Source organism: Cohnella lupini (genome assembly GCF_003386205.1).
Taxonomy (GTDB): Bacteria; Bacillota; Bacilli; order Paenibacillales; family Paenibacillaceae; genus Cohnella; species Cohnella lupini.
In genome coordinates this window covers 159,378-181,035 of record NZ_QRDY01000001.1, presented here as the reverse complement: position 1 = coordinate 181,035, position 21,658 = coordinate 159,378, and the positions used below count along the sequence as shown (strand labels likewise).

14 protein-coding genes are annotated in these 21,658 nt (G+C 51.8%); 1 reads left to right on the top strand and 13 read right to left on the bottom strand.

All coding sequences use genetic code 11. The features are described from left to right. Positions 1-9: 9 nt before the first annotated feature. The 10 genes from yhbY to spoVAC all read right to left on the bottom strand — a co-directional run bounded on the left by yhbY (position 10) and on the right by spoVAC (position 9,498). Positions 10-306 (bottom strand): ribosome assembly RNA-binding protein YhbY, encoded by a 297-nt coding sequence (gene yhbY / locus DFP95_RS00780; protein ID WP_115990663.1) that lies wholly within the window; start codon positions 304-306, stop codon positions 10-12. Continuing rightward, positions 306-1,184, bottom strand: coding sequence for a shikimate dehydrogenase (gene aroE / locus DFP95_RS00775; protein ID WP_115990662.1), 879 nt, complete (start codon positions 1,182-1,184; stop codon positions 306-308). Before aroE ends, yhbY begins: the two co-directional genes overlap by 1 nt. 18 nt (positions 1,185-1,202) lie before the next feature. Beyond that, the gene (yqeH, locus tag DFP95_RS00770) at positions 1,203-2,324 is read right to left on the bottom strand and encodes a ribosome biogenesis GTPase YqeH (protein WP_115990661.1); all 1,122 of its coding nucleotides are present in this window, start codon (positions 2,322-2,324) and stop codon (positions 1,203-1,205) included. Between the two features lies 1 nt (position 2,325). After that, complete coding sequence (locus DFP95_RS00765; protein ID WP_115990660.1) at positions 2,326-2,850, bottom strand: YqeG family HAD IIIA-type phosphatase; 525 nt, start codon at positions 2,848-2,850, stop codon at positions 2,326-2,328. 181 nt (positions 2,851-3,031) lie between these two features. Then, positions 3,032-5,242, bottom strand: coding sequence for a transglutaminase TgpA family protein (locus tag DFP95_RS00760; protein WP_181907197.1), 2,211 nt, complete (start codon positions 5,240-5,242; stop codon positions 3,032-3,034). Further along, positions 5,239-6,480: a DUF58 domain-containing protein gene (locus tag DFP95_RS00755; RefSeq protein WP_115990658.1), complete on the bottom strand. Its 1,242-nt coding sequence runs from the start codon at positions 6,478-6,480 to the stop codon at positions 5,239-5,241. Before DFP95_RS00755 ends, DFP95_RS00760 begins: the two co-directional genes overlap by 4 nt. A gap of 2 nt (positions 6,481-6,482) precedes the next feature. Next, positions 6,483-7,436, bottom strand: coding sequence for an AAA family ATPase (locus DFP95_RS00750; protein WP_115990657.1), 954 nt, complete (start codon positions 7,434-7,436; stop codon positions 6,483-6,485). Positions 7,437-7,608: 172 nt separating this feature from the next. Next, complete coding sequence (gene spoVAE / locus DFP95_RS00745; RefSeq protein WP_115991310.1) at positions 7,609-7,959, bottom strand: stage V sporulation protein AE; 351 nt, start codon at positions 7,957-7,959, stop codon at positions 7,609-7,611. Between the two features lie 2 nt (positions 7,960-7,961). Beyond that, positions 7,962-8,999 (bottom strand): stage V sporulation protein AD, encoded by a 1,038-nt coding sequence (spoVAD, locus tag DFP95_RS00740; protein ID WP_181907236.1) that lies wholly within the window; start codon positions 8,997-8,999, stop codon positions 7,962-7,964. After that, positions 8,986-9,498, bottom strand: coding sequence for a stage V sporulation protein AC (gene spoVAC, locus DFP95_RS00735; protein WP_115990655.1), 513 nt, complete (start codon positions 9,496-9,498; stop codon positions 8,986-8,988). The genes spoVAD and spoVAC overlap by 14 nt, the downstream gene beginning before the upstream one ends. A 259-nt stretch (positions 9,499-9,757) precedes the next feature. On the opposite strand from spoVAC, the gene sigK reads away from it, so the two are divergent. Beyond that, the gene (sigK, locus tag DFP95_RS00730; protein WP_115991309.1) at positions 9,758-10,459 is read left to right on the top strand and encodes an RNA polymerase sporulation sigma factor SigK; all 702 of its coding nucleotides are present in this window, start codon (positions 9,758-9,760) and stop codon (positions 10,457-10,459) included. Positions 10,460-10,549: 90 nt separating this feature from the next. Here sigK and DFP95_RS00725 read toward each other — a convergent pair whose 3' ends face one another. From DFP95_RS00725 to DFP95_RS00715, 3 genes are all read right to left on the bottom strand, one after another. After that, entirely contained in the window at positions 10,550-11,434 is an 885-nt protein-coding gene (locus DFP95_RS00725; RefSeq protein ID WP_115990654.1) for a hypothetical protein, read from the bottom strand. A gap of 30 nt (positions 11,435-11,464) precedes the next feature. Continuing rightward, positions 11,465-12,664 (bottom strand): HupE/UreJ family protein, encoded by a 1,200-nt coding sequence (locus DFP95_RS00720; protein ID WP_115990653.1) that lies wholly within the window; start codon positions 12,662-12,664, stop codon positions 11,465-11,467. A gap of 87 nt (positions 12,665-12,751) precedes the next feature. Beyond that, a complete protein-coding gene (locus DFP95_RS00715) occupies positions 12,752-21,379 on the bottom strand; it encodes an S-layer homology domain-containing protein (RefSeq protein ID WP_181907196.1) in 8,628 nt (2,875 codons plus the stop codon). Positions 21,380-21,658 lie beyond the last annotated feature (279 nt).

Below are 21,658 nucleotides of genomic sequence, written 5' to 3'. Positions count from 1 at the left end.
TTCCGATCCCTATTTGCGTGGAAGCACGATTTGCTTGTGGTCTTTGGATTCCTTGTAGAGGACGATGGTTTTGCCGATGACTTGAGCCAGCTCGGCCCCCGACTTCTCGGCAAGCTCGGCCCCGATCTCGCGGGGATCGTCCGAGCAGTTCGTCAGCACGGATACCTTGATCAGCTCGCGCGTTTCGATCGCTTCCTCGATATGGCGAATCAAATGATCGTTGGTTCCGCCTTTACCGACTTGGAAGATCGGCGTCAAGTGATGGGCTAGCGATCTAAGATGGCGTTTCTGTTTACCTGTTAGCATTAAGTTTCCTGCTTTCTATTATGGAAAATCTCGTTTGTTTGCGGGAAAGACTCCAACACCGCTTCCCGCATCTCGTCGACGGGAGCCGACTGTCCGGTCCAGTATTCGAAGGCGTACGCGCCTTGATAAATAAACATACCCAGACCGCCGTGTATACGGCATCCGAGCCGCTCGGCCTGCTCTAGAAAGGCGGTCTTGAGCGGATTGTAGATTAAATCGCTTACGACGGATCCTGGCTTAAGCCAAGCCGGATCTAGAGGAAGAGCCTCAATATTGGGAGACATGCCAACGGAAGTCGTATTGATGACCACGTCCGCTGTCGAACATGCCGCTTCCAAATCGCCCCAAGGAATCGATTGAATACGGAATTCCGAATCGAACGTCGCGGCGAGTTCGGCTGCTTTGGATTCCGTGCGGTTAGCGACGAGAATCGCGGCGGGCTTCTCTTGCGCCAACGCCCATAAGATTCCTCTTGCCGCACCTCCGGCACCCAGCACAACGATCGTTCTGCCGGCCAAATCCGGCTCAGCTTCTTCCTTCAACGAGCGAACGTATCCGATCCCGTCCGTATTATATCCGACCAATCGACCGTTCTCGTTAACGATCGTGTTAACCGCGCCGGCTGCTTGAGCCCCGACGCTGATCTCGTCCAAAAACCGCATGACTTCGATCTTGTGCGGAATGGTGACGTTCAATCCCCTAAACCCGAGGGCCCGAATGCCCGCGATGGCATGCTCCAACTGATCGGGTAAGACATGGAAAGCGGCATAGGCTCCGTTGATACCTATCGCTCCGAATGCCCTATTCAACATAACCGGGGATTTGGAGTGACGAATGGGATCGCCGATAACCCCGAATAAGACGGTATGGCTGTCCATCGGTAACGTGCTCCTCTATTACAAAATGCTTTCCCTTAGCAACACTCTGATTCCGCGCGGAGCGTGGACGTCGACGGTCGCGCCTTGCTTTCCGTTCGCTTGGATCCACCCGAGTCCGGATATGAAAATATCTTGGTTGGAATTCGGAGCGATCCTCAGGCGGTGCCGGGTCCATGTCGGGAAAGTATCAAGATCTTCGGTACTCGGCGGGCTTAGCATCACGCCGCGATGCTGCTCGTATAGCTCGTCCGCCCGTTCCAGCTTGGTCCGATGGACCGTCAATCCGCCCGATATATTCACAGTGAACGATTGACGATCTCCCTCCACGAAGTCGAACCTCGCCAACCCTCCGAAAAACAGCGATTGCTTCTCGTTGAGTTGATAAGTAAGAGGTTTAAGAGGTTTGTCCGGGAGTAATGCGGCCAAGTCCTTGCGGGGAACGATTTCGGACATCCTCCACGAATAGACGATACCTGGCGTGTCGATGATGCTCTTGCCGTCGTCAAGCGGAATGTGCACGGCATCCAGCGTCGTTCCCGGATATCTGGAAACGGTAAGCTCACGCTTCAAATCGCTGTAATCCGAGATTAATCGGTTGATTACCGTGCTCTTGCCGACATTCGTCGCGCCTACGACGTATACGTCCTTGTTCTGCCTGTACGTATTAACGGCTTCGACGACGCGATCGAATCCGATGTTGCGCCTAGCGCTGCAGAGCACGACGTCGACGACCTTCAGCCCTTCTTCGCGGGCTTGCTTCTGCACCCAATTCCGAAGCCTGTTCCAGTTCGTGACCGGCGGAAGCAAGTCGATCTTATTGACGACCAATAATATCGGATTATTCCCGACGAATCTCTGCAAACCGGATATCAAGCTGCCTTGAAAATCGAACAAATCGACGATATGCACGACCAAGCTATCCGTCGAAGCGATTCCGCCGAGCAGCTTCAGGAATTCGTCTTGATCGACGGTTACGGATGAAACTTCATTATAATTCTTGATTCGGAAGCAACGTTGGCATACGGCCTCTTCCTTATCTATCGATGAAGCGGGAACGAAACCCGGCTTCATGGAATCTTCGCTTTGAAGCGGAATTCCACACCCTGCGCAACGGGGAGGTTTAAGTTGATTCAGCGTCATGTTAGCGCCCTCCCTTGTCCGGCCATAGCCCTTTTTTTCGCAGTCTTGCCAGAGCGATCTTCTCTATCCTGCGGTTGATTTGCGTTGCCCAGCCTTCTTCGCGCGGAGCGATCGGCGTTACGAGGATCGTATGCAATCCTGCCCGGCGTCCTCCGAGCACGTCCGTAAGCATTTGATCTCCGACGACGACGGCTTGCCCGGACGGCAATTCCATTAGCTTGAGCGCCCGGCGGAAAGCTGCGCCTCTAGGCTTGCGAGCCGCAGGGATATACGGTATACCCAAAGGCACGGCGAACTTACCTACCCTAGTCTCGTTGTTATTGGAAAGGATGACAACTTGAAACCCCCGCTCCTTGACTAAATCCAGCCAGCCTACCAGTTCCGGGGTCGCTAGCGGAGTTTTGGCGCCTACCAGGGTGTTGTCCAGATCCGTAATGATGCCACGAACTCCTTGAGTTTTCAACTCGTCCAAATCAATATCAAATACGGTATTCACGATTTGATCGGGAAGCAAACGCTTGAACATCTTCAATAATAACTCCTGTCTGTTAACGGCTATACTTCCTCAAAATATACCACACCCCACCCGATCAAGTAAAACATCCGAGAGGTTCACATTCGTTCCATGCCATAAAACAAGGAAGCGCGGACGACCCGCGCTTCCCCGATAGGACTGTCGACAAGATGATTCCGATTGAACATTCCCGCTATAACGCTTTGCGAATTTTCGTGGCGGCCTCGTTGAATTCATCCAGCATTTGGCTGCTGCCGCCATCGGATCCGTACCTGGCTTTCTCGAAGGTCTTCGCCGCTCCTTCGAATTCGCCGTGAAGGGACGTAAACCTTTTGCCCCAACGATCGAACGTTTCCCGGATGGTCTCGTGAGACTCCCGGCGCAACCCTTGGCGATGGAGGAAGGAAAGCAACCTCTCCATCTCGCGAACGACTCTCTGATTAGGCGTATTGCCTCGGTTGCGAATGTGATTCCACAACTGACGCGCTCGTCTGCTCCGGTATCCGATAAATACGAGAACCAGAATAATCAGAACGACGCCTGCCGCGCCTGCCAGAACCAACCAATCCTTGTTGCTTTCCGTCGTTCCTTCCTCGACCGGCGCTTCGGGAACCGCTACTTCGGGGCTAGTCTCCTGAACAACGGTTTCCTTGACCGGCTGAGGGACGGAGAAGCCTGACGTCGGCTCGAAGGGAATCCAACCGTATCCTTCGAAATACACCTCCGCCCACGAATGGGCATCGGCATTGCGTACGGTATACGTTCCGGCGCCGGACGGGTCCGGCTCCTCGGAAGGGCCTCCGAATCTGGCCCGTTCCAATGTGTTCGGATCGAAGCCGGTCGCATAACCTTTAACCCATCGGGTAGGAATGCCAAGCGATCGGGCCATGACTACGAAAGAAGTGGAGAAATAATCGCAATAACCTTCTTGAATCTCGAACAAGAACGCATCCACGATATCTCCGTTTGCCCGATCGGTTTGCTTAGTCACATCCGGAGTGTTCGTGTAAGGAAACGTATCTTTAAGATATTGCTCGAGCTTCTTCGCGCGATCGTAGTCGTTCGTCAAGCCGACTGTCTGCTCCATGGCCAGGTCACGAACGCGTTGCGGCAACGTATCCGGCAATTCCAAGTAACGGGCGTCGACCGTCGACGGTTCAACCTTGCGCAGGGCTTCCTCGTCCAGAATAACGACATTCGAAACGACGGAATAGGATTGGACGCGGGACGGCTTGCTCCAACGAAGTTCCCACTCTTCCGGGTTCCATCTTAAGCCGGCGTTATTGTCGCTCTTCAGCTCCGACACTCGGGAAACAGGTCCGGCTCCGAATAACACGGGCAGCTTATCTTTGCGCAAGACCGTAACCGTCTGCACGACTTCCTTCGTAGCCGCCTCGTCGGCGCGGGGACTTGCCAGCTCCAGCTCTCCCTCATTGCCGTAAACGTTGTCGACCAGCTCCGGAGACTTGACGTCACCCCAGCCTTTACCTGTATAAATCGCTTTCGTCTCTCCGCGCCAATAACTGCTCTGCGAGGTCGTAATCGTCATAACCGGCGAATAATCGAACTGGAACCCGCCTCCGATCTTCCGATCGTCCCTGCTGTATCCGGATAGCGAGGATCCTTTGTTCCCGCTTCCGGCGCTGACCTTCTGCACGCCGCCTTCTCCGGAGAAGACCGGAACTTCCCGACCTTGGGCTTCCGTCCATATCGTATAAGGATCCTCGAGAATAACCGGAGCTCTCGGCATGAAAATACCCGCCAAGATGACTACGGTAATAATGATAACGGCCGGGAACGCGATATCGAGCGGTCTCTCCGCCAAGGCTTCCCAGCTATCCGGATGCCGGACTTGCAATTGTCTTAAATGCATAACGACAAGCCAAGCCAGGCCCGCCGTAACGATCCACGCGATGTTATGCCATAGCTCCAACGGGAAGAAAGAATCAACGGTAGCCATAAGGGCAATGGAAACCACTACGACGATAATCGCGCCGATACGCCTAGAGCCTACCCATGACATGAAGTGGACTAGCGCGAGTACTCCGATCGATAATTCATAGAAGGGATGCAACTGTTGTACGTGAATCGAGACGAATTGGGTTACGTCCGCCCATACTTTCCAGCTTGCGGGCCACCCATACCAAACGATCGGTATTTTCCACAAAATAAATCCCAAGATGGATAGGCATTGAACGGCGTAACGAACGGCGAACCAACGCGTTAAGAGCAATTCGGTAACCGCCGTAACGATCATGACACCGTAAACGATCGAGTACGTTTCTTCCCACCAGTAATCGGAGAAGCATTGGATGAGCTGTAAAACGATGACGATTGCCAATAACCTATGAAGTCTCTCCAGGACTAAACTGCGCCAGAATTGGCCTAAGAGTAACTTTTTCATGCCGATACCACCCCCAATGCGAGCGGCAAATGATCCAATTGCGAAACGGAACAGAACTCCCATTGCTTAGATTGGCACAACAGCTGCCATTGGCGGTGCTTAGCGACCTCTTCCGAAGACAGGTGGTTGTCCGAAATATGAACTACGTTGGGAACCATCCGTTTACCTTCGAGAGCATTCATCGCCAGTACCGTCTGATTGTCCATCGACGATCCGATGAGAACGATATGAATCCCGGGCTCGAAGCGTTCCGCGACTTGAGCGAGCACCTCTCCCATGGACCGTTTACCGTCGGGTTCGACATCGACCAGATGCTGGAGAACCTCGTCCTTGGAAACCGGAGTTCTGCCTTCTCCGAATCGGTAAGAGGTTTGACCCGAGGAGACGAAACCGATAGGCATGCCTTTGGCGATCGTCAGTTCGAGCATAGAGGCCGCAACGGAGACGGCGAGCTCGAATTGGTCCGCCGAACGGTAGGACGCCGTATTGCGGTCTAGAACGAATACGACTCGCGGAAGGGCTTCCCGCTCGAACTCCTTAGACTTCCATTGCCCCGTTTTGGCGGTGGCGTTCCAGTGAATCCGCGACAGCCGGTCGCCGTGAATGTATTCCCTGACTCCGTCGATCTGCGTAGTCTCCCTCGCCCATAACGAGTTGAACGTATGCTGGAACACCCCGCGTTGAGACCGGCGGAACAGCTTCCAGTCTTTAAGCGCGATCGTTCTCGGTAGCACCTGGACATGAAGCGGCTCGGAAAACGATCCCCGATGCTCGAACAATCCGAAGATATCCCTCGTCGAACAATCCGTTTGTTGAAATTGGTATCTTCCCCTTCGTAGCGGAGCGGTCTCGAACTGAACTTGCCCTCTGCGGCGATAATCCGGCACGAAGGACATTTCGTACAATTGGGATTCTCCGCCCGCGGAGCGGATCAGCTTCTCCCGAACGATTATATAAGGAAGAGGCCATATGCCGGGAATCTGCATATGCAACTTCACTTGCAATCTCATTCCAGCGGTCAAGAGCGTGGAATTCCCCGCCCCCGTATCCGTAACCCTTATGCCTTGTACCCCTCCGATGCCGCTCCAGCGCCCAAGCATCAGGTAGACGGCCAGCGCGTTCATGATCACGAACAGCATGAGAGAGGTTTTGCCTCCTTGGAACAGCAAATAACAGAACGCGGTTAAGTACAGTACCGCGCTTAGCCACCAAGCGCGCGGAAAAAGCAGCCGCGACATGATTAACGCTCCATTCCAACGGGCACCGGCAAGAGGCGAAGAACGTCTTGCAGCACTTGCACCGTCGTGACGCCTTGCATCCGCGCTTCCGAGCGGAGATGCAACCGATGGCTAAGAACGAGTGGCGCCATCGCCTTCACGTCGTCGGGAAGCACGAACGTACGATGATTCAAGAATGCGTAAGCTTTGGCCGCCGAGGACAATGCCACGCCAGCGCGGGGACTCGCGCCGAGCAGCACCGCGGAATGCTGGCGGGTGCCACGAATCAAAGCGATTAAGTAATCCGCTACCGTCGTCTCCAAATGTATGCCTTCCGCCAGTCGTTGCATCTGGGCAACGTCTTCGACCGTGGCGACCGCCTTCAACGATTCGGCGGCCCGGCTTGCGCTCGGCTCAAGCACCAGCCGCTTTTCCGAAGCTTCGTCGGGGTATCCCAGCTTTATTTTCATAAGAAAACGGTCTAACTGCGCTTCGGGCAAGCTATAGGTTCCTTCGAATTCGATCGGGTTTTGCGTGGCGAACAGCATGAAAGGATGGGGAAGAACATGGGTTTCCCCGTCGACGGATACCCTTCTCTCTTCCATCGCTTCAAGCAAAGCCGACTGCGTCTTCGTAGTCGCGCGGTTGATCTCGTCGGCAAGCAATAAATTCGCCATGACCGGACCGGGCCTGAATACAAATTCTTCTAATTTAGGATGATAGATGGAGACTCCTGTTATATCTGTAGGTAGTAAATCCGGATTGCATTGAATGCGGTGGAACACGCCGCCGATCGATAACGCGAGCGCCTTGACCATTTGAGTTTTTCCGGTTCCCGGAACGTCTTCGATAAGAACATGACCGCCTGCTAGCATCGCGGTTAGCATGGAAGCGATTTCCTCTTTCTTGCCATAAATGCATGATTCCATGTTTCGTCTGATAAGATCTAAAAGTTGCATCGCGGCATGCTGATCCATTCCCGTTCCTCCTATGGGATCTACTTTGATGTTTTTATATAGTCCTCCACTTATTATACCGGAATTTGGATGCTGTCGTAAATTTTAGTTTCTTCCAAAAAACAATAGAGAAACAGCCAAACCCCTACGGGGTCTGGCTGTTTGGCCTTTTTGGAAATATTTTTCGTTCCTTTTATCCTTTCGGTTTCACGACTAACGCGGCGAGGAAAGAGAATACGATCGCCGCGGATACGCCGGCGCTTGTCACGCTGAAAATCCCCGTTATAACGCCGATCCACCCGACCTCCTGCAGCTCGGTTAATGCTCCGTGCACAAGAGCGTTCCCGAAGCTCGTGATCGGCACGGTAGCTCCCGCCCCGGCAAAGTCGACTAACGGATCGTACCAACCGACGGCATCCAGAACCGCTCCCGTAACGACGAGCAACGACATCGTGTGAGCTGGAGTCAATTTGACCACGTCGAACAGAATTTGTCCGACGACGCAGATCGCTCCGCCGACGACGAACGCCCATACGTAAGGCATCATTAAGCGTCACCTCCCCGTTGAGTCGATTTATGCGGCGCTTCGATGGCGACGGCATGCGCGACGCAAGGAATGCTCTCCCCTTGCTGGAACGAGAGCGGACTTAAGAGCGCTCCCGTCGCGACGACCAGAATCCGTCGCAGTTCGCCTTTATGGATCCGCTTGAGCAAGTGTCCGTACGTGACGACCGCCGAACAAGCGCACCCGCTTCCGCCGGCCTGCACTTTCTGCTTGGCCACGTCGAATATCATCAGCCCGCAGTCCTGAAATTTCGTTTGGTCCATCGGAACGCCGTTTCTCTTCAACATCTCGGTGGCAATCGGGTGTCCGACGCTTGCGAGATCGCCCGTTACGATCAAATCGTAGTAACCCGGTTCTCTTCCCGTGTCCTGCAGATGTCCTTGAATCGTGTCCACGGCTGCCGGAGCCATAGCTGCTCCCATATTAAACGGATCCTTGATACCCAAGTCCATAATCTTGCCTATAGTAGCTGCGGTGACAATCGGGCCGTCTCCTTCGCTTGCGACGATGGAAGCGCCGGCGCCCGTAACCGTATATTGAGCCGTCGGAGGCTTCTGCGAGCCGTATTCCGTCGGGTATCGGAATTGCTTCTCCGCAGTGCAATTGTGGCTGCACGTGCCCGCCATCGCGTATTCTCCTGCACCCGAGGCGATGATCAGCGACGCTACGGCGAGCGACTCCATCGAAGTGGAGCAAGCGCCGAATACGCCGAGATATGGAGCGCCGAGCGTACGGGCGGCAAAAGAATTGCTAATGATTTGGTTCATCAAGTCTCCGCCGACGAAGAAGCTGAGCTGCTCCTTCTTAAGCTTGGCGTGCTGAAGGGCGATATCGCTCGCTTGTTCCAGCAGAACCCGTTCGGATTTCTCCCAGCTCGGCTGTCCGACCTCAAGATCGGGATGCACCAAATCGAAGTCGGAGGCTAAAGGCCCTTCTCCTTCATCCGGTCCGACGACCGTACCTGTGGAAATAATGACGGGAGGCTTGGGAAACACCCACGTTCTCTTACCCTGAAGTATCATGCCACGCCCCGATTCCGAAAATCCAGTAGATGATGCCCACGACGAACGATGCCACGACTCCGAACACGATAACCGACCCGGCTAACTTGAACATATTGGCGCCAACGCCGAGCACCAATCCCTCGCTGCGGTGCTCAATCGCCGCGGAAGCCATGGAATTGGCGAATCCGGTTACCGGAACGGCGGAGCCCGCGCCCGCCCATTGGGCGATTTTGTCGTAGACTCCCAAGCTCGTCAAGATAACGGATAACAGGATCATGATCGCGACGGTCGGGTTGCCCGCTTCCCTTGCCGACATATCGAACGCGGACATGAAAAATTGCTGTACGCCTTGGCCTATAGCGCAAATCAATCCCCCGACCAAGAACGCCTTCAGACAGTTGGTCCATACCGAACGCGCGGGTTCCCTAGCTTTAGCGAAAGCTTGATATTCTTTGGACGACATCGAAACCGGCTTGTAGGATTTGGTTCCTCTGCCGGCGCTTTTCACTGCCATTCGAACACCTCCAATGGGTAAGATCATCAAACTCAACTGAGTTCATTATTTCCCATTAGGGATCAATACCATTCGACAATTTACAAAAGGGATTGCGGGATTGGTGGATTACGGGAGTACGGATACAGGATACGGGATTACGGCTTACGGTTACGTCGATGTATTATTCCCCCTGACAGGCACGGATAGGCGCAAACCCACATACAATGGTAATGCTTCTTATCCGCAGAGCGATCCCACATCCGGAGGTGGCCGTCCCGTGCCCGGTTTTATCACATCGATAGCCCTGTTCCTGAAACAATTATCTTTGCTGGTTTCTTATGTAAAGAACAACGCGTTCCCGCAACCTCTGACAGACGATGAAGAAGCGCTGCATTTGTCGAGATTGGCGGAGGGCAATCCCGTTTCCCGCAATCTGCTCATCGAACACAACTTGCGTTTGGTCGCTCACATCGTCAAGAAGTTCGACAATACGGGGGAAGATCTGGAAGATCTCATTTCCATAGGAACAATCGGGCTGATTAAAGCGATCGAGAGCTTTCAACCGAACAAAGGAACGAAGCTGGCCACGTTCGCGGCCCGTTGTATCGAAAACGAGATACTTATGCATCTAAGGTCGCTGAAGAAAACGAGGAAGGACGTCTCCCTCCACGACCCGATCGGAACGGACAAGGAAGGCAACGAAATCACATTACAGGATATATTGGGAACGGATGCCGACGAGGTCGTCGATAAGGTTCAGCTCAAAATCGAGAAAAGCAAAATCTACCGTAACCTGGACATTTTGGACGATCGGGAGCAAGAGGTCATACGCGGTCGCTTCGGCCTTGACGGCGGCGGCGACGAGCGGACTCAACGCGAGATCGCTCGCGAGCTGGGGATTAGCCGGAGCTACGTGTCGCGGATTGAAAAGCGTGCGTTAATGAAGCTGTATCACGAGTTTTATAAAGCGAAGCGGTGAATGAAGAAAGTCGAAACTCTGGTTGGGAGTTTCGACTTTTTTTCGTTTGTTTTAGTAAGGACACGAGACGATCCTATTTTTTCAAATCGGTTATTTTACGGTGAACGTGCCTTCGAATCTTCCATCGCTAAGCGAAAAGCGATAAACACCGGGCAATGGCTTATTAAACACGAAAAGATTGTCGCCCTGCTTCAAAGGAGCATCGATATTCAAATCTTTCGATATCAAACGTAGATTGTTACCCGCCTCAGGCTCGACGCGCAGTACCGCTTTTACCATAGTTCCCGTAGCGAAATCCGTATTCCGGGGATTAAATCCCGTCTGATTTACCGTGATCTCGGCAACCTGAAGGTTATTTTTCTCATCGTAAACCGCTTGCTGCGTCTTCTTTAGACCAATCTGACCGACTGATATCCGATGTTGGTTCATGACGATTACGAACGCGAATACAACGACGACCATACCGAGAATTCCAGTCAATAATACCGAAAGCTTTCGAATTCGAGGTCGTTCCCCCTTGCGATTTCGGGACTGTTGCTGATGTTTAGCTAATTGCCGTTCGAGTATCTTATAGATCAAAGCAAGCAAGACAATATATAGCACGTCGACGACGAACGCGATTTTATCGGAGGAGAAGAACAGCAGACCTATAACCGTAAAAGCTAAAGCTCCCGCGCTTCCGAGTAAGGCCGCTTGCAAAGAAAGCATCAACCCGTATATCCTCCCGCTTAAATAACCCATGACGAAGGCGCAGCATAGGACGAACGTCATCGTCGGGCCTAAGCGATAATCGAAGACCTGTACGGCGATCATTCCAACCGCCGAGCCAGCCAGAACGTTCAATAAAGCAACCGACGACTTCGCGGCGACCATGGACATGCCGTCTTTACGGCGCTGAATGAAAAACAGTAAATATCCCGTCGCTAGCCATATAATGGCTATAGTGCAGATATCGGGTACCAAAAACTGTCGCACTGCATTCCTCCTAGCATTATTTCAAGATGTCTAAGCCGCGAATATCCGTTCGAACAGCCAAGCCGCTCCTAATACAAGGGCGACTCCGGAGCCCGCAAGCACGACTTTTCTAGCATGTTTATTGCGATGAAATTGGTACAATAGCGGTACTAACGTCGCGACGATCACAAGCTGAACCGCTTCTATTCCAAGATTAAAGCTCGTTAAATCGATCGCGAGTTCGTTTCTCGGAATATCCATTTCATTCAGAATATCCGCGAACCCCATACCATGAATGAGACCGAACAGAAAGGTTAATAGCCAACGATACGAAACCTGTTTCCGAACGATATTATCGATCGCTACGTAACAAATGCTTAACGCGATTCCCGGTTCTATGATCCGCGGTGACAAGTGAATGATTCCTAGAACGGTCAGCGTTAGAGTCAAACTATGGGCTATCGTAAATGCGGTAATCATGGAAGCGTATTGTTTAAAGGTTTGACGGGCGATCAGTAGCGAAAATAAAAACAACAAATGGTCGTAGCCGCCGAGAATATGATTCATGCCCAACTGAAAAAACGAAAACGCGCCCGACATCGCGCTATTACGGCTTTCCGCTTGTTCGGGATTAGCGACGGGCTCTTCGGTTGAAGGCGTTTCGGTTAGTTGATCCAAATTTTGCGGCAATCCCGAATACTCGGCATCCATCAATTGCAACGTCCAGGTTCGATTGTCGGCGGACAAAGCGGACGTGCTTTTTTGCGCCCCGTAGTTGACCGTCAATAAATCCACATAGTTGGTTTTGCTGTCCTCTTTGTACAAGTTATCCGTAAGAGAAATGGATTGAGTCGCGGAGACGGGCGGATAAACGGCTTTGAGCACGGCCTTGGACGCGCCGCCTTGGCGATTGAGCACGATGCTTTCGACTTCTGTCCAGGATTGTTCTTCGTTTCCGATTTTAAGAGTTATGCTCTGTTGTAAAATGTCCAGCAGATTATCCTTAACTTCGGCGAACTCCGTTTCGTCCAGCATCTTATTGTCGTCGATATCGCCGTCGGTCAGTTCGATTACGGATAATTCATCGATAGAGAAAGCCATTTCAGTCTGTTCTTTCGTCAGAGTCAAGGTATTGTAACCCGCGCTATAAGCATGCGCGCTCGCATGCTCCAGATAAGGGAAAATCGCCAGAACGATCGCAATCGAGAAAATAAACGCAATGCGGCCGATTGAGCTCGATAAATGTCTCATGGATGCCTCCGTTGATACGGTTTCTTATAAAAGCAAGGAGGATCCCATTCGGTAGAATGGCATCCTCCTCTGAAATACCTTTCGCCTTTATTCTTTTAATAAATTGTAGATCACTTGCACGGCTTCCGAACGGGTAGAAACGCCTTTCGGCGCGAATACGCCCTTCGAACGACCTTTGATCAGATTAAGGCTCGCCGCTTTAGCTACGTAATCCTTAGCCCAAGAGGAAACCTTCCCATAATCGTTAAACTCGGCTTTCATATCGGAATCCGCCATGGAGCCATTCATGTATTCGTAAGCCTTCATCAGCATGACGACCATTTCTTCACGGCTGATAGATCCGTTCGGATCGAACGCAGTCGCGCTCTTGCCGCTTACGATGCCGGCTTTATACGCCATCCCGACGAAATCAGCATACCAAGCATTCGAAGCGATATCCGCGAACGTAACGTCTGTCGCCGCCGTAAGCTTCAGAGCTTTCGCCAACATAGCCGTGAATTCCGCGCGAGTAACTACGCGATTAGGCTCGAATGTTCCTTCGCTCGTACCGTCGATGATTTGTCTAGCCACGAGCTCTTCCACGACATCGTATGCCCAATTCGTAGTCGGAAGATCGACGAACGATTTGTTTATTTGCAAAATGGCGAACTTGCTAAAACCGTTAATATCGGCGATATATTCGCCGTCCGAGTATTTACCTCCGACGAATTCCAACTCTCCGCTTTCGGAAATTCCGAATATGCCGGCCGATTTCAAATTCGAACTTGCATCGATGTTCAAATGCATCGTGACCGGCTTATCGAATTGGGACAACTCGATCCGGTTTCCGGCTATCGTAGTCATATACAATTGCAAATCGAAAATCTTGCCGGAAAGCTTTATGACTGAATTGTTCAACTTGCCGCTTTGATTCAAGATCGCCGATTCCTCGTCTTTGCCAAGAGGACTCAACTTCAGATGAATCGTACCGCCGACTAATTCCGAAGCGGAAAGCTTGCCTTCAAGCTGCTTCAGGACAGCAGACGGAATGCTAAGCGACACGTTATCGGATTTCACTACTAGCGGCTTGTCTCCGAGTACTTCCGCCGAATTAGCCGGAAGCTTGATGTCGGTAACCGTCGTAGGAATCGTCACGGTTCCGCTGTTTTTCAAATCCTCGCCCGTTACCGTTTTCGTTTCGTTGCCATCCGTTGGCTGCGGATTCGCAGCAGGCGGATTCGAACTTGGCGGGTTCGGATTCGAACTCGTCTTCGCCGGAACCTTCACCGGAATCGAGATCGTATCCGCGCTCGTACCGTCGGAGGTTCTCGTTACCGTCAGCACCAAATTCACTGTTGTCTCCGTTGCCGGAGGTATAATCGTTCCGTCCGTTCTTATAACGCCAGTATTGCTTGAGTTATTAATCGCTACCGTAAAGTCCGCCGGTACGTTAGGAAGCGTCAACGTCGTCGCATCCTTGGCCGGGGCGGGGATTTCCGTTAAACCTGCAGCTATTTCGGCAGCGGTTGGAGATGGCACCGGAATTGGAATTACGATCGTGCCCGGAACCTCCACCGGAATCGCAACTGTGTCGGCTTTCGAGCCGTCGAACGTTCTCGTTACCGTCAGCACCAAATTCACCGTAGTTTCCGTCGCTGGAGGCGTAATCGTACCGTCCGTTCCGATAACTTCCGTATTGCTCGAGCTCTTGATCTCTACCGTAAATCCACTAGGAACTCTCGGAAGCGTCAATACTGTCGCATCCCTAGATGGGAAGAAGATACTTGTCAATCGTGCCGCGATTTCAGCCGCGGTCGTTGGATTCGGTACTGTCGAGCCCGGAACCCTCACTGGAATCACGGCCGTGAAGGCTTTCTCGCCAGTGGATTTTTTTATTACTATCAGCACCAAATCCACGATAGTTTCCGTCGCGGGAGGCGTAATCGTGCCTTCTAATCCGATAACGTCCGGATTGCTCGTATTCGTAATCATTAAAATAAAGTCGTTCGGAACGCTAGGAAGCGTCAACATCGTCGCATCCTCCGCAGGGGCGGCGATACTTGTTATTCCTGCCGCGACTTCAGCCGCGGTCTGAACTGGAGCTGTTGTCTTCGTTGGAACCGTCACCGGAATCGCAACCGTGTCCGCGGTCGTGCCGTCGAAATCTCTCGTTACCCTCAGCACCAAATTCACTGTAGTTTCCGTCATCGGAGGCGTAATCGTACCGTCCGTTCTAATCACGCTCGTGTCGCTCGAGTTCTTAATTGCTACCGTAAAGCCGAACGGCACGCTTGGGAGCGTCAGTGCTGTTGCATCTTTAGCTGGAGCTGCGATGTTCGTCAATCCCGCCGCGATTTCAGCCGCGGTAATTGGAACGATTATTGTTATGGCCGGAATCGCAACCGAGATCGCGATCGTATCGGCGCTTGAATCGTCAGAAGTTCTCGTTACAGTTAACACCAAACTTACCGTCGTTTCCGTCAACGGATGACTAATCTTGCCATCCGTTGCGACGATGCTTGGATCGCTCGAGCTCTTAATCGCTACCGTAAATCCTGCCGGCACGCTAGGGAGCGACAACGTCGTCGCATCCTTATCCGGGGCGGCGATACTCGTCAACCCTGCCGCGATTTCGGCCGCCGTAAAGCTTGCTTCGTAAACCTTCATTTCTTTCGTATTTCTTACGCGCAATCTCTCTCCTCCGACATATTTGCCCGAGAGAGCGATCGTTTCCAGCGTATCTCCGACCTTCATATCGGGAATCGGACCGCTTTGATTAACAATATATCCATCGACGAAGACGAGAACGGGTCCGCTTCCGTCATCGACGATAATGGAACTGTTATCCGGAATAGACTTCACCTCGCCGGAAACTTTAACCAATTGTCCTTGAGTGGTATCGGATACCGAATCCTTCGTGGTTACGAGCTTCGGTTCCACTGGCGTGCCTTTGCCGACTTTAACGACGCTGTTAGCAAACCCGTTAAATTCGAGCTCCGTATTATTCTCGAATACTTTCTTGTGGCCGTAGATGCGCACGATGTCTCCTAAAGCCAAACTTCCCTCCGGAATTTCGTTATACGCCATGATCCCGCCGGTATCGTCTTGAATGTACGCCGCATCGAAAAACACGCCTGCCGCCGTCGACACTTGGCCTTGCACGACGACCGGTGTATCCTCGGGTGCTTGGCGAGCATCCCCGATGGAAACGAGTTTAGGTTCCAAATGCGATAACCAGTTCATCGCATTAAGGGCAAATTCATTGTTGCCTTTCGGATCGTAAGTCTCGTCCATCTGCTTGTCGTTAAAGATATTCATGCCGGAGACGATAATCCTTCCACCGTTGCTTAGCGACTCGGACGCAATGGCAGGAATCGCCGACCCACCTGTTAAATTACTAGGAGCTGGTGAGTTAACGACTAGATACTTATAAGTGTCGGATTGAACTTGCGATCCGGCAATCTGGAAGGTCGATTCGTTACCATTTACCAGAATTTTAACGGAACCGCTCTCCGTCAACGGAACTTTATTACCGCTTCCGTCGTTCTTAGCCAAACTCGCGCCGCTATAATATTCAATCGTCGGAACGAAATCGTTCATTGTATTGCTGAGAGGCTTCGGATGCAAACGAACCGCATAATTCGAAGTGAGCGGAGTCGCCCAGAAGTTGCCGTCCGGCGTCTCGTCGGCAATCCCATCGTTATTAACGAGAATCGTCGAACCGATTGCTTGAAGGATTGAATTGGCGTTCTGATTGGTGCCTCCGAAGTTGCTTTTCTCCGCAAGCCAAAGCGCTCCTCCGTTATCCGTGAATTTCTTGATCGCGGCCAATTCGGCGGAGCTATAAGCCGAAGCCGGGTGCGAGATATAAAGCACGGATACGTTACTTAGAATCGTATCGGTCAGATCCGACGGATTCTCGACTACGGTGTAGCCTTGCTGTCTGATCTGTGAAGTAAACAACTTCAAGTTGTCTTTGTACGAGCCCGCATCCAACGTCGTATTCTCGTTGCGCTTCGAAGCGTCGATCATGATCGTTTTTCCTAGCGGCGCTTTAATCGAGAACGCTTGGACGTATTTATTCTCTCCCAGATCTTGATCGGCCGTTAAGACCACGATTAACGAATGATTACCGGTTACCGGCGAAGGCCACACGATGCTGGCCGTCGCGTTCTGGCCGGAAGCAATCCCGCCTAACGTGACCTCTCCGATCAGGTTAGTCAAATCGTCGTAATAGAAGGCTGCCTTAACGTTCGTTACGTCGACGCTTCCCCGGTTAGACAATCCGGCATTTAAAGTTGCCGGCGTAGAGCCAACGATTGCGCCTTCGGCTACCGTCAAATTGCTGACTTTAACGGAAACCGGTTCTTCAGGCGACCAAATCGGCGCGGAATACATCCGGTCGCCGTCCGCTTGCGTGACGCGAACGACGAACCACTGTTGTCCGCCGACGACGTTCAAGTTCGGCGTCCAGTGGAACGATGTCGAGTTGGAAGCCGGAACGTAAGTATCGATAATCGTTCCGCCGTTCGTGATCAATTCGACTTTCGCGATATTATCGTTCGTCGTCGTCTTCATGTAGCTATACTTCGGATCGGTTTTCTCTTCCCATACGGAATCGCTCCCCGTCACGTCGAACGACAACGTCTTCGTGTCTACCGTCGATCCCATATACCAGCCGCTGGCCAAGACATCCAACTTGGCATTCGGATCCTCCGTCAAATACACGCGCATCTTGCGCATCGAATCGAGTAACGAAGCTTCGGTCAAATCTTTAGACACGATGACCGTGCGCTGTTTCGTTAGACCCCATGTCCCATCATGGTTGTCTTCCCCGTAAGTCGGAGCAAGATGCCATCCTTTATCGAGAGCGCTGAAAAATTTATTTTCCGAGTTCGCGTAAGAGTAGTTGCCCGAACCGTTACCGACCTCCAACATCGTGAACAGCTCGTCCGCACCTTTGTCATAAGGCAGGAAGCCGTTGAACGACGTGCTCGGCGCGTCAGGGTGATTAAACTGGGCGACGATGTCGTCGTAGGTCATGACCCAGGCGTAGTAGCTTTGCAAATCTTGATATTTCCCGCTGTCTTGCACCCGATCGATAAAATTGTCCGTTCCGAATATGTTCGAGTGTCCCCATGTGGTGGACGTCATCTCGAACGCCGGGAACACGACGAAGCTGCCGTCTTCGGTATAGGCTTTCGCGACATCTTTCGTTTCCTGCCAATCGGCGCCGCCTGAACGTTCCGGCATCCCCTTATGGTCGACGGTATCCGTTCCCCTTAGATCCGAATCGATATCATGCGAATGATCGGAAAAAGCGAAGAAATCGTAATCGTGAGCCAGTGCAGCCTGAACGGCTTGTACAGGAGTACCCGCGGCATCATGTGATATATTCGTGTGGTTATGGGTCGTACCGTAATAATGGTTTCCGCCTACGAAACGTTCGGCGATCTTAAAGATCCACGATAACGTAGATTCGTTGCCTAACAGATCTTTGACCTTGACCGTTACCGTATGCTCTCCGAAGCTAAGATCGTCCGCGGCAGTCAGCGCCAAATTAAGCGCGGAATCCGTAGCCGTTGCCTTCGAAGTAAAGTCCGTTCCGTCGATTCGAACGCTATAACCGGTTGAAGCCGTCTTATCGATGGCGTTCGGATCTTCCCAATTCAAGGAAATGGCAGGATGCTGGGTTTCGACTTCCTCGTTCAGATCCGGGACGAGATTATACATGACGGGTCCGTCCGTGTCCTCGACGATAGGAACCTCGATCGGATCGGCAGCGGTTCCTTGGGTTTTCACGTCGCCAAGTGCTACGGCTTCCATGTAGTAATAGAATTTATCCGCAGGAACGTCGGCCTTCAATATGACGCCGTTATAGTTGCGTCCGTCTCCGGAGAACATCGGAACGGCTTTGTACGTATTGTCGGACTGGCTCCTATAATACAAAGTGACCGAATCCGCATATTGAACCGTCGCTTTAAAAGTAACGTCGGTACCTACGTATGCTTTATCTAAAGGTTCATGGACAAATTGCAGTTCTCCTCTGATATCGGCGGCATTGCGCGGCATGACCAAGTAACCGCTCTGATAAGGAGAGCTTGCTTTGGACTGTCCTACGATTCCAGTAAACGTGTAAGTTTCGCCTAGATTAACGGCTCCGCCGGCCACGTCGATTCCCGTAATCGCCAAGATGCTGACGACCGCGGAGTTCGCGCCGTTCGTAACCGTCACGTTATAGTCGCTGACGTTAACCGGAATGTTCGTCACTTCCGCTTTAAAAGTAACAAGATTTCCTTCCAATGCCTCGGCGGACGTGTAGTTGGATAGTTGATCTAAAGTGATCGGCAACGCCTCCGGTGTCGTTTCTACGCCTTCATCCGTAATCGAAGCCGGAATGAATTGCAGAACGCCCGCGGTAAATGCCATTCGACCGGAAACCTTATACTTTCCACCTTTTTGCACGTTAGCGGTCAGTGCTCCAATAACTTGAATGGCTCCCGTAGCGTCTTGAAGGTAAAAATTCGTATTTTCGTTGCCCAACGCATGATTATCGCTAGTCGCTACGCCTTCGATGGTCGTATTGTAGCCGATATGAACCGGAAGTCCGTTCTGATCGTTGATCCGCAGTTCGTTAATTGGCGTGACAACGCCGGCATTAGGAGCCGTATCGACGCGGGCATAGGCGCTTTCACCGTATGTTCCCGTATGGGTCAAATACGCGAATGGATGGTTGCCCGAATCGGCGAAAGACATCGTAAACGATCCGTCCGCGGTCGCCGTCGTGGACGAGGCGAGAGTAAGTGCGCCTTCGTCTACGAAATACGCGTTAACCGTTGCGGACGAAGGGACCGCGCCTTTCAGTCCCGTTGCGGTCGCCGTACCGCTTGCATTGGCGAACGTCATTTTACTCGAATCCGGTTGAGCCATATATTTCGAATTTCTTATAACCATTTCTTTCGGATCTCTCGGATTGCCGGGAATGTTCATGACGAAATTTTTGGAATTATCCTTCACGAAATAAGTGTCGTTTAATCCCAATGCGCCGCGGGGATCCGATCCGATCTCCGTTTTGCGCAGCATAGATCCGCTGGCGATCAAGGAAGTGAAAAACGGAGTTCCCCAATGCGAGGTATCCAGTTTAAATGTGGCCGTACCGTTTCCGAATACTGTAATATCGATCAGATCGGGATCCAAATCGCTTGTAATCGCCGTCGTCTTATGAGCAAGAACCAGATGTCCGCCCGCAGTCGCACTCGGCCCGATTGCAGAAGCAGCTTGGTCTACGGCAATCGGCAAATCGATTGCATTAGGAGCAGTAGCCGCGGATGCGACAGAACCGGAAATCAAGTAATAACCGTGAGCTTTGATGACTCCAGTGAGAGGAGTCGTGCTCGTAGCGAACGCGGTTGCCGTTGCCGAGCTATAAGATAAGCTCCAATTTCCGCCGAAGTTAATATCTTGATCCGTCGTGTTGTAAAGCTCGAAGAACTTCTGCTTGTAGATGGCGGACGCTGTTCCATTCACGTAAATCTGACTGAAAATAACGTCTCCCGGTTGATAAACAGTGCCGTCTGCCATGCTGACGGAGGTCTTATCGCTCTCCAATTTGCCTGCTTCCTTATCGGCAATTTGGATTTGAGGAGACTGAGACGGATTGGTTACCGTCAATGCGAAGGAACCGTCGGCCCCTGCCGATACCGACCCCGCAAGGGAACCATCGCTGTAATAGGCGCTGATATTCGAATTTGCAGGCGTCGCTCCTGCCAAGCCCGTTATCTGCGTATAATTCGTAAACGAAATAAGATTGGCAACGGGTTTGGAGCTCTTGGGAATAGAGACCGTTACCTTATCGCTTTCTTCTTTGGAATCTTCTTTGGCCGAAATCTGAACGCTCGTCGCGCGGCCGGGATTGCCTATGACTAACCCGAAGGCGCCCGACGCGTTCGCGGTCGTCGTGCCCGCGGCAGAACCGTCCATATAGTAAGCATATACAGTCGCGTTGACGGATACAGCTCCGTTTCCGCCGATTACCGTCGTATAATCATCGTTGAATGCGATCGCGGACGAAACCGGGCGATCGGTTTTAACCGGACCCGGATTCGGGTCGGGAGTACCTCCTCCGATCGGTTCTCCTTGAACGACGATATCCGCGATTCTGCTATTTCCCCCGGCCTGTGTCGTGCTCCCATTGATGGACGTTCCCGTGTAATTCAGCCATCGTATAAAGACATGCTCTTGATTGTCGACTTCATCGGTCAAAGGTAGACCGTTAACGGCGGTTGCAATCGAAGTCGATTGAGCAAAAGCCCCGTCGGGAACGTCCGCGAAATTCTGTCCGTCTAAACTATATTGGACTTTATAATCCCTTGGTCCGGTACCTGTGCCGTAGTGCTTCGAAGTTAAAGTCAAATTCGTGAATCCGGTAGTTTTGATTTCCGCTTGCCAATATCCAAGAGGAATATCCCATCCCCCTGTCCAAAGGGTACTATTCGAGCCCGTAAAGCTCAAAGTTCGACTTCCGCTTATAAAAAACTTAGCATTCGCTAAATTGTCCGCAGAACCGCTAGTCGCGGGAAACGTGCTTCCAACTGCCGCAAATTTCCACCCCGCAACGACTTGAGGAGCCGCGTACGCTTTGCCGTTCATTCCATACGGGACTAGCAGTGTCACTAGAATAACCGCAGCTAATACCGCACTAACCCATTTTTTATATTTTATAACTGATTTATACACTCGGTAAGCCTCCATATTCATTTCATATTTGCTTCGAATAGTAAATATGTACTTTAATCATTGACCCCATTTAAGAAACTGTTAAAATAAGTAATGACTCTTTCATTTAATGGGAAAAAAGCCCAGAAATGAGCTTGTCAAGCGAACCGTCTATCCATGCGCCCCGTCAAAAGCCATTGGATAGCGGTTTTTTATTGTGGAAACTCCATTCTATGTGCTTCCCTCCTTATTTAACAAATGACTCATTCCGCTAGAATAATTCATTTAATGAACATTTGT

Excerpts from the sequence above, each read along its gene's own strand:
- yhbY (WP_115990663.1), bottom strand. The coding sequence starts at position 306 with ATGCTAACAGGTAAACAGAAACGCCATCTTAGATCGCTAGCCCATCAC.
- aroE (WP_115990662.1), bottom strand. The coding sequence starts at position 1,184 with ATGGACAGCCATACCGTCTTATTCGGGGTTATCGGCGATCCCATTCGT.
- yqeH (WP_115990661.1), bottom strand. The coding sequence starts at position 2,324 with ATGACGCTGAATCAACTTAAACCTCCCCGTTGCGCAGGGTGTGGAATT.
- DFP95_RS00765 (WP_115990660.1), bottom strand. The coding sequence starts at position 2,850 with ATGTTCAAGCGTTTGCTTCCCGATCAAATCGTGAATACCGTATTTGAT.
- DFP95_RS00760 (WP_181907197.1), bottom strand. The coding sequence starts at position 5,242 with ATGAAAAAGTTACTCTTAGGCCAATTCTGGCGCAGTTTAGTCCTGGAG.
- DFP95_RS00755 (WP_115990658.1), bottom strand. The coding sequence starts at position 6,480 with ATGTCGCGGCTGCTTTTTCCGCGCGCTTGGTGGCTAAGCGCGGTACTG.
- DFP95_RS00750 (WP_115990657.1), bottom strand. The coding sequence starts at position 7,436 with ATGGATCAGCATGCCGCGATGCAACTTTTAGATCTTATCAGACGAAAC.
- spoVAE (WP_115991310.1), bottom strand. The coding sequence starts at position 7,959 with ATGCCTTACGTATGGGCGTTCGTCGTCGGCGGAGCGATCTGCGTCGTC.
- spoVAC (WP_115990655.1), bottom strand. The coding sequence starts at position 9,498 with ATGGCAGTGAAAAGCGCCGGCAGAGGAACCAAATCCTACAAGCCGGTT.
- DFP95_RS00720 (WP_115990653.1), bottom strand. The coding sequence starts at position 12,664 with ATGAGACATTTATCGAGCTCAATCGGCCGCATTGCGTTTATTTTCTCG.